Source organism: Ornithinibacter sp. (genome assembly GCF_035443565.1).
GTDB lineage: Bacteria > Actinomycetota > Actinomycetes > Actinomycetales > Dermatophilaceae > Fodinibacter.
On record NZ_DAORSO010000018.1, the window covers coordinates 24,325 to 30,236 of the forward strand.

Here is a 5,912-nt window from a genome sequence, read left to right on the forward strand (position 1 = left end):
CCGGGGCGCAGGTTCTGGTCGACGGTCAGGCCGAGGTACGGGGTGAGGAGGTCGTCGAAGAAGCCGCGCTCGTAGGCGGCGGCGAGGTTGACGTGGCTGGCCAGGGCCAGCTCGTCCTGGGCCTCACGGGTGACCCCCCACTGCGCAGCGGTCAGCGCCATGTGGTCACCCATCGACAGCCCCGTGCGGGGCTCGGTGTTCGCCGGCACCGACACGCCCACGTCGGTCGGACGGAACGCCAGGGCCGCCTTCACGCGGTCGGCCGAGGTCTTGGCACGGTTCAGACGCAGCAGCTTGCGGCGCAGCGACTCGGTGACGACGACGGGGGCGTCGGAGGCGGAGTCGGCCCCACCCGCGATGCCCGACTCGATCTGACCGAGGGCGATCTTGTTCGCCACGAGGATGGCGGCCTCGAGCCCGGTGCCGCAGGCCTGGGTGATGTCGTAGGCGGGGGTGGTCGGCGACAGGCTGGAGCCGAGGACGGCCTCACGGGTGAGGTTGAAGTCCCGGCTGTGCTTGATGACCGCGCCCGCGACGACCTCTCCGAGGCGTTCCCCGGCGAGGCCGTGGCGGGCGACGAGGCCCTCGATGGCCGCGGTGAGCATGTCCTGGTTCGCGGCCTCCGCGTAGGCGCCGAACTGGCGGGCGAACGGGGTGCGGTTGCCGCCGAGGACGGCGGCGCGGCGGGGGGTGGTCACCGGAAGGGCTCCTTGTGCGTCGGCAGATGTATCCGGTACGGAAGGTAACAGGTACTGAGGGTTTCTGCTAGCGTCCGCGCATGGATGTGACGCAGGCACCACCGGACCGGCGCCGGTCGCGCTGGGACGAGCACCGCCTCGTCCGCCGCGCCGAGCTCGTCGAGGCAACCCTGCTCGCCATCCGCACCCACGGCGCCGGGGTCGGGATGGACGAGGTCGCCGCCACCGCCCGCACGTCCAAGACCGTGTTCTACCGGCACTTCACCGACCGCGCCGGCCTCTACACGGCGGTCGCAGAGCGGGTCGACGCCACGATCATCCGCGACCTGACGAGGGCCGCCGCCGACCCGGCATCCGACGGCTCGCGCGACGGCGGACGCGCCGTCATCCGAGGGGTCATCGCCGCGTACCTGCACCTCGTCGAGGACGACCCGCAGGTCTACCGCTTCATCGTCAACGCGCCGATGGTCCCCGCCGGTGAACGGCCCGAGGGTGACGTCGCGGCGGGCATGACCGGGCGGATCGCCACGCACGTCGCCGATCTCGTCGCAGGGGGCCTCGCCAGTGGTTCCGGCCGTCCATCAGGTTCGGCCGCGCCGCCTGTACCTGCCCTCGACGCGCGGGCGTGTCAGCTCTGGGGGGTGGCGCTCGTCGGCATGGTCCGAGCCGTGGCGGACTCCTGGATGGCCGAGGGTGGCGCCCGGAACGGCCCCAGCAGCGACGAGCTCGCCGACCAGCTCACCGCCCTGGTCTGGGAAGGCCTGCCCGACGTCGCGGCAGGCGCCCAGCACGGCTCAGGAAGGTCCTGAGCAGCCGTGGTCTGAGGAGCTGGGCGGTGGGACGTTGGCCGCGGCGTCGATGACCTCCTCGAGGGCAGTGCGCGGTGGCGTAGGGCGTGATCGCGTTCCGCGACGCGGTTGCAGCATTCCGGGCGTAGCTGACCTCGGCCCCTGCGCGCCGGTTGACGACGTGCTCCAGACACAAGAGCCCCGAACCGCCGGCGCGGTCGGGGCATTTACGTGGATGTGGAGGGACTCGAACCCCCGGCCTCTCGCGTGTGAAGCGAACGCTCTAACCAACTGAGCTACACATCCGGATGCCGTGAACGGCGTGCCCGAGGATATACGGCCACCGCGCCCGGCGGAAATCGGCCCCCCGTCACAGGCCCGGAACGTTGCCCTCGAGCCAGGTCACCATCGACGTCGGGAGGAAGCCGGGGACACCGCTGACCACCAGGAGCGCCCACAGGACACAACCGACGAACGCCGCCGTCGCCAGACCGACGAGCCCCTTGATCCACAGCGGTTGCCGCCGCACCCACTGCTCCCACGCCCGCACCTTGGCCTTGACGAAGTCGAGCAGCCGCGCTGCCTGCTCGAACTCCGAGGCCCAGATCGCGATGCCGGCGATGACGATCAGCCATCCCGGCCCGGGCAGGGGAACCAGCGCGAGACCACCGAGCAGCAGGACGAGCCCGACGACGAACACGGCGATGCGGTAGATGCGACGCGACGTGGGGTTTGCGCGGATGGCGCGACGCCAGGCCCAGTCGTCCTCGTCATTCGCATCACGCAGGACGTGCCGGCGCTCCTCCGGCGTCACGGATCGATCCCCCTGGCGGCGTGCCGGGCCCACACCTCACGTGCCGCTGAGGTGACCGGCCCCGGCGCCCCGAGCTCACGACCGTCGACCGCCGACACCGGGAAGACGTCCTTGATCGACGAGGTGAGGAACACCTCGTCGGCGTGCTCCAGCACGTCGAGGGGCATCGCCTCCTCGACGATGTCGAGCCCGTCCTCACGACACCACTCGAGCACGAGTTCACGGGTGATGCCCGCAAGGCATCCGCTGTTCAGTGGTGGGGTGCGCAGGGTGCCGTCGAGCACGACGAAGACGTTGCTGCCCGTGGCCTCGCACAGCTCACCGCGCGTGTTGGCGAAGATCGCCTCGACGGCCCCGCGCTCCTTGGCGTAGGCGAGGGCGATGACGTTGTCGGCGTACGACGTCGTCTTCAGACCCGCGGTGGCAGCCCGCTCGTTGCGCACCCACGGCACGGTGACCACCGACCCCTGCGCCTCCGGACGCTCGTGCGCGACGGCGGTGACGATGTGCGTGAGTGCCGAGTCGAGTCGATCCGAACCCAAGGGACCCTTGCCGCCGGTCACCGTGAAGCGCAACCGACCGAAGTCGATCACCTCACCGTCGAGGACGGCGCGGATGCCGTCGTGGATCTGTGCGTGGTCGGCCGGGGGGAGCCCGAGACCGGCCATCGTGCGGTCGAGGCGGCGCAGGTGGCGCGTGACGGCGAACGGTGCGCCACGGTCGATCTTGGCGGTCTCGAAGGCCCCGTCGCCCACCGTCACCCCGTGGTCGACCGCGCTCACCGCGGGGGTGTCAGCGTCGACGAGCTCCCCGTTGACCCAGATCCTGATGTCAGTCATGCGTCACACTTTCGCACGCGCAGGTGCCTCCCCTTCGGCGAGGGCGACGAGACGCGCCGCCTTGAGCTCCGTCTCGGCCCATTCACCCTGTGCGTCGCTCCCCCACGTGATGCCGGCGCCTGTGCCGAATCTCAGGACTCGTCGGCCGTCACCATCGCGGGCGACCCAGAAGGTGCGGATGCCGACCGCGAGCTCGGCCTCGTCGCGGTCGATGTCGATCCACCCCACGGCGCCGCAGTAGGGGCCTCGGCCGACCGGTTCGAGATCAGCGATCGCGAGCAGCGCCGTGTGCTTCGGTGCCCCGCTCACAGACCCCGGTGGGAAGCTCGCGTCGAGCAGGTCCCTCCACGAGGTGCCCGGCCGCAACCGGCCCGACACGTCCGAGACCAGGTGCACGAGACCGGGGTGCTCCTCGACCCGGCACAGGTGGTCGACGGAGACGGTGCCCGGTCGGCTGACGTGGCCCACGTCGTGGCGCACGAGGTCGACGATCATGACGTTCTCGGCGTAGTCCTTCGCAAGCAGCAGCTCAGGGGTCGTCGCAGTGCCCTTGATGGGCCGCGACGTCACCAGGTCGCCCTGTCGCAGTAGGTAGGCCTCCGGAGAGGCGCAGGCGAGCTCGAGACCCGCCTCGGGCAGGGCGATGGTCGCCGAGTACGGCGCGGGGTTCCCCGCGGCGAGGCGGTCACCGAGCACCGCGATGTCGGCCCCCTCGTCGAGATCGTGCTCGAGCACGCGGCAGAGATTGACCTGGTAGACCGTCCCGGCCTCGATGCGCCCCCGAATCTGCGAGACGCCCTCGACATACGCCGTCCGGTCCAGGCTCGTGCGCCACGGGCCCGACAGCGCCGGCCACGCACCGACATCCGAGCGTCCTTCCCTGCGTCGTACAGGCTCGGTGCGGTCGACGTCGTCCATCCGCACGGCGGTGAGCTCACCCTCGAAGGTGATCACCACCACCCAGAAGCCGCTCGTGAGGTCGTCGATGTCGTGGCTGACGGCGCTGGCACCGCGGGCCACGAGCGACGTGAACCTCGCCTCCGACACGCCCGCATCGTATGCCGTGTGCCGTTGCCTCACCCGGTGCTCACGTCCAGATCGGCCCGCCCGAGGGTGGCCCGGATGACGGCGGCGTTGGGTTCATCGACGCTCGCCACCCAGGCAGCGGCCTCGGCTGGTGTCCTGCCGTACCGCACGTGGCGGGCGATGAGCCGCTCGGTGCGAATCGCCGCATCGACCCGCACGGCCCACACCTCGTCGAGCAGCTCCCCCACCTGCGCCCACGGCCCCTCGTCGACGAGGAGGTAGTTGCCTTCGGAGACGACGACCTCGGTGCCAGGTGGCACGGGGATCGCACCCGCGATGGACTCCTCCACCGACCGGTCGTACGTCGGCGCCCACACCGTGTCCGGGCCCTCGGCGCGAATCCTCGCCAACAGGGCTGCGAAGCCGGCGGCGTCGAAGGTCTCGAGGGCGCCCTTGCGCTCCGCCAGACCGAGGGAGGTCAGCGCGACGTTCGCGAGGTGGAACCCGTCCATCGGCAGGATCACCGCGGCGCAGCCCCGATCCGTGAGTGCGGCGACGACGGATGCCGCCAGCGTGGACTTGCCCGCCCCAGGCTCACCGGCGATACCGATGATGACCACCCGGCCAGCCGTGGCGGCGCGCAGCGCGAGAACACGGTCGACCAGGTGCAGGTGATCGACGACCTCGGCGTGGTCCGTCATCGGCAGTCCTCCGCGTCAGCGATGACGACCGACGCTAGCCCATACCGCGGCGGGACGCTGCCCACGTGAAGGCCTGACGGACGGCGGAACGGCGCCTGCCTTTCGCCCTGGGAACACTCAGACGGTCGTCGGCACCGAGGCCGCGACCGCGGCTCCCCAGACCCGGGCATGCTCGAGTTCGCCATCGGCGAGGGGCCCTTCGACGTCGAGCACGTAGAAGCTCTGCGGGGCGATCGCCTGCGAGAACCCGTGCCGGCGGCCGGCGCGGGCCGCGCTGTGGGCTGCCGACCCTGGCAGGCGGCGCACCTTGCTCACCCTGGTGTCGAAGGCCGCGAACCATCGGCCGTGCTCGTCCGGCAGGCTCGCGAGCCACTCGCGCAGTCCGGTCGCCACCGAGCCCTGCGACGCCCCTTGGACTCGGGCATCGCGCCTCGTCGACTCCCTGCTCATGGAGAACGCGTGGGTCGGGCCACCGGCGACGATGAGGTCGACCCCCTCGAGCTCCGTCGGTGCCACAGTCACCTCGACGAGCTTGACGGGCATGACCTCGGCGACACCCTGCGCGACCGCTCGCGCGACCTTCTCGGAGTTGCCGAACATCGACTCGTAGACCACCAGTGCCCGTGCCATCGTGCGTGCCTTCCCGGCCCGGGCGACGAGCCCGAAGGGCCGCCTCCACGCTACGCCGGAGGTGACCCGCCGGACGGCTGCACCGGTGTCTCGTCGGTCACGGTTGGCGTCCGCGGTCACGGTTGGCGTCCGCGGTCACGGCAGCGTCGAGCGCGTGATCGCAGGCGCCCCCCGGCCCGCAAACACCACGAAGCCCACCAGGAACCTGGCGGGCTTCGTTGAGTGTGGACGCGAGAGGACTCGAACCTCCGACCCCCACCGTGTCAAGGTGGTGCGCTAACCATCTGCGCTACGCGTCCGTGGGTCGTGCGGTGATGCTGTTGTGGATGCTGCTGTGTTGGGTGGTGCTGATCGGGTACTTCTCGAGGTGGAGACGGGATTTGAACCCGTGTACGCGGCTTTGCAGGCCGCTGCCT

7 protein-coding genes and 2 tRNA genes are annotated in these 5,912 nt (G+C 70.9%); 1 reads left to right on the forward strand and 8 read right to left on the reverse strand.

Annotated elements, in window-relative coordinates:
• The coding region (locus PLL68_RS03875) for a thiolase family protein (RefSeq protein ID WP_502910664.1) at positions 1-698 on the reverse strand (698 nt) is incomplete at its 3' end.
• Between the two features lie 80 nt (positions 699-778).
• Between PLL68_RS03875 and PLL68_RS03880 the strand changes: the two genes are divergently transcribed.
• The gene (locus tag PLL68_RS03880) at positions 779-1,507 is read left to right on the forward strand and encodes a TetR family transcriptional regulator (RefSeq protein WP_324531817.1); all 729 of its coding nucleotides are present in this window, start codon (positions 779-781) and stop codon (positions 1,505-1,507) included.
• 211 nt (positions 1,508-1,718) lie between these two features.
• Here PLL68_RS03880 and PLL68_RS03885 read toward each other — a convergent pair.
• The 7 genes from PLL68_RS03885 to PLL68_RS03915 all read right to left on the reverse strand — a co-directional run bounded on the left by PLL68_RS03885 (position 1,719) and on the right by PLL68_RS03915 (position 5,795).
• Positions 1,719-1,792, reverse strand: a tRNA-Val gene (locus PLL68_RS03885).
• Positions 1,793-1,856: 64 nt separating this feature from the next.
• Entirely contained in the window at positions 1,857-2,300 is a 444-nt protein-coding gene (locus tag PLL68_RS03890; RefSeq protein WP_324531819.1) for a PGPGW domain-containing protein, read from the reverse strand.
• Complete coding sequence (locus PLL68_RS03895) at positions 2,297-3,139, reverse strand: aminotransferase class IV (protein ID WP_324531821.1); 843 nt, start codon at positions 3,137-3,139, stop codon at positions 2,297-2,299. The genes PLL68_RS03890 and PLL68_RS03895 overlap by 4 nt, the downstream gene beginning before the upstream one ends.
• Positions 3,140-3,142: 3 nt before the next feature.
• Positions 3,143-4,186 (reverse strand): chorismate-binding protein, encoded by a 1,044-nt coding sequence (locus PLL68_RS03900; protein WP_324531823.1) that lies wholly within the window; start codon positions 4,184-4,186, stop codon positions 3,143-3,145.
• Positions 4,187-4,215: 29 nt separating this feature from the next.
• A complete protein-coding gene (locus tag PLL68_RS03905; protein ID WP_324531825.1) occupies positions 4,216-4,866 on the reverse strand; it encodes a nucleoside/nucleotide kinase family protein in 651 nt (216 codons plus the stop codon).
• Positions 4,867-4,983: 117 nt separating this feature from the next.
• Positions 4,984-5,496 (reverse strand): flavodoxin family protein, encoded by a 513-nt coding sequence (locus PLL68_RS03910; protein WP_324531827.1) that lies wholly within the window; start codon positions 5,494-5,496, stop codon positions 4,984-4,986.
• 225 nt (positions 5,497-5,721) lie between these two features.
• Positions 5,722-5,795 (reverse strand) — tRNA-Val (locus PLL68_RS03915).
• Positions 5,796-5,912: the final 117 nt, after the last annotated feature.